At 32.3% G+C, this 3,000-nt stretch carries 3 protein-coding genes; all 3 read right to left on the bottom strand.

Features of this window, described 5'->3' with window-relative positions; all coding sequences use genetic code 11:
* On the bottom strand, window positions 1-1,619 hold a 1,619-nt coding region (gene recN / locus ACPYKA_RS20165), incomplete at its 3' end, for a DNA repair protein RecN (protein ID WP_479543978.1).
* 29 nt (window positions 1,620-1,648) lie between these two features.
* Window positions 1,649-2,101, bottom strand: a complete 453-nt coding sequence (ahrC, locus tag ACPYKA_RS20170; RefSeq protein WP_479543979.1) for a transcriptional regulator AhrC/ArgR — start codon at window positions 2,099-2,101, stop codon at window positions 1,649-1,651.
* Window positions 2,102-2,123: 22 nt separating this feature from the next.
* Window positions 2,124-2,939 (bottom strand): TlyA family RNA methyltransferase, encoded by an 816-nt coding sequence (locus ACPYKA_RS20175; protein WP_479543980.1) that lies wholly within the window; start codon window positions 2,937-2,939, stop codon window positions 2,124-2,126.
* Between the last annotated feature and the right edge of the window lie 61 nt (window positions 2,940-3,000).

A 3,000-nucleotide genomic window follows, 5' to 3' on the forward strand; every position in this document is an offset into this window, starting at 1 on the left:
GCTCCTGTCATCATTCTTCCAAGTTCTCTAATTTTTTCTTTTTCAGTCAGTTCTTTCATCTGTGTCGACGTTCTTTTTTGTTTTTCCTCTTTTTGTATTAATATGTGATGATCAGACATTGCTGCAACTTGAGGTAAATGGGTAATACATAAAACCTGGGTTGTTTCAGAAATTTGATACATTTTTTCTGCAATTGCTTGTGCAACACGACCGCTTACACCAGTATCTATTTCATCAAAAATTACTGTATCGATATTATCGTGCTTTGCAAATATTTTTTTAAGCGCAAGCATAATCCGTGATAGTTCCCCGCCTGAGGCAACTTTTTCTAGTTCTTTTAGTGGTTCTCCAAGATTGGTGGAAAGCATGAACGATATTTGATCAATACCATTTACACTTAGGTTTTCTTCATTGATATCATCAAAATAGACTTTAAAGGTTGCGTTTTGTAAATAAAGATCATTTAATTCAGTTTTTATATCTTTTTCTAAAGAAATTGCAATTTTTTTACGTATAGCATGTAATTTTTTGGCTTCTTTTAAAACAGACTGTTTTAACTCTTTTAATTCGTTGGAAATTTTTTCTAGATGTGAATCTTTATTTTGAAGCTGATCAAGTTCTTTTTTTATTTGTTCTTGATAGATCAACATTTCTTTTACGGAAGAGCCATATTTTTTCTGCAAGCGATTAATTTCATTTAAACGCATTTCAATTTCATTTAACCTGTTTTCATCGAAATGTAGTTCATCAATAAAACTTCTTAATGAATAACTTATTTCTTCTAAATTGTAAAAAGCATTTGTTAAATCTTCGGCTTGCTGTTTAATTTGTGGATCAAAGTCTTTTCCTTCTTGCAGACGATTTTGCGCAATATCGACCCACTCTAATCCTTTTTGTTCCCCAGATAAAGCATGATAAGCTTCATGAACTGAACGATATATTTTTTCATAATTTTGCAATTGCATACGTTCTTCCATTAAATCATTGTCTTCATTTTCTTTTAAATCGGCTTGTTCTAACTCGGTTAATTGAAATTGTAACAAATCCAACCGATGGGCCATTTGTTGTTCATTCGAATTTAATTCATCATAACGTTCTTGCAATATAATAAATTGTTTGTATAACTTATCATATTTTTTTTTGATCGGTAAAACCTTTTCTTCATCATATAAATCCAACAATTCTATATGTGTGGATTTGTCCATTAAGTGTATCGTATCATGTTGACTGTGTATATTAACTAATGACTGACCGATTTCTCTTAATATGGATAGGGTCACTATTTTTCCATTAACCCTACAGATACTTTTTCCTTTATTCGTTATTGTTCGATCTAAGACTAACATATTTTCTTCAATATCAATACCATAACTTTCACAAATTTCTTCAATATGCGCTACATTTTGATTAAGCATAAATAACCCAGTTAATTCGGCTTTCTTTTCTCCAAATCTTACAAATTCAACGGAAGCTCGACTGCCGGTCAATAACTGGACCGCATCAATAATAATTGATTTACCTGCTCCAGTTTCCCCAGTTAATACGGTTAATCCATCGTGAAAAGATATTGAGATATCATCGATTATTGCAAAATTTCGGATAGATAGTTCAGCTAGCATTTATTTTCACCCCATCTATACAATAGAAATTACAGTAAGTTAAGAAAGCGTTGTTCTATTGCTTTTGCCATTTCCTCTGTACGGCAAATAATTAAACAAGTATCATCTCCACAAATTGTACCCATAATTTCTTCCCAATCCAAATCATCAATAATAACACCGAGTGCATGTGCATTACCGGGTAATGTTTTTAAAACAATAAAATGTGATGCATGATCAATACTTACAAAGGCATCCAAGATTAAACGTTTTAATTTATCTTGTGGGTTAAAGCGCTGTTCAGTAGGTGTGCTATATTTATATCGGCCCGTTGTAGCTGATGGCACTTTAACTAAATGAAGCTCTTTTATATCCCGTGAAACAGTAGCTTGTGTTACTTTAAATCCTAAATTTTTTAGTTGATTAACGAGTTCGTCTTGTGTTTCAATATCATTTTCTGAAATAATTTCCCTAATTTTTATATGTCGTTTAATTTTACTCATTATATACCTCCGGAATTAAATATTACACTTTATTTAAAACGGTATGAGCTTCGTCTACTGTTCTTTGAATTAATTCTGCCTTATTTTCGAGCCTTTCGTGATTACATTTCCATCCAAAATGTGCTAAAAATTCTATATTTCCTTCCCCGCCGGTAATCGGAGAATACGTCAAATTTAAAAAAGTAAATTCTTCCTCTTCAGCAAACGAAATAATTTTTGTTAACACTTCTTTATGAATGTTTTTATCACGAATGATTCCTTTTTTCCCAACTTGTTCTCTCTCGGCTTCAAATTGAGGTTTAATTAAAGTAACTACTTCGCTGCCTGCTTGTAAAATTTCTTTTAAAACTGGAAAAATTAATTGTAATGAAATAAAAGAAACGTCGATCATCGCAAAATTTGGAATCCCTTTTGAGAATAGATCTGTTGTCACATAGCGGAAATTAGTCCGTTCATGTACTTCAACTCGCTCATCAGTTCTAATTTTCCAATCCAATTGATTGTATCCTACATCAATCGCATAAATTAATTTTGCTCCATTTTGTAGCGCACAGTCTGAAAAACCGCCTGTCGAAGATCCGATGTCCACAATTGTTTTTCCTTCAAGATCAATCGTAAAAGAAGTTAATGCTTTCTCTAGTTTAAACCCGCCACGACTTACATATTTAACAGTCCCTTTAACAACGAGTGGTATTGTTTCATCTACTTTCATGCCTGGTTTGTCCATACGTTCGTTATTCGAAAACACGAGTCCGGCCATAATCATTCGCTTCGCTTTTTCCCGTGTATCAATTAAGTTTCGTTTTACCAATAATACATCTAAACGCTCTTTTGCCATTATATACGATCCTTTTTTCTTATTTTCATTTCGCTAGTAACAATTTGATTCGTTAAAATAA

The sequence above is a fragment of the Pseudogracilibacillus amylolyticus (SeqCode) genome (assembly GCF_051918545.1).
Lineage (GTDB): Bacteria > Bacillota > Bacilli > Bacillales > Amphibacillaceae > Pseudogracilibacillus.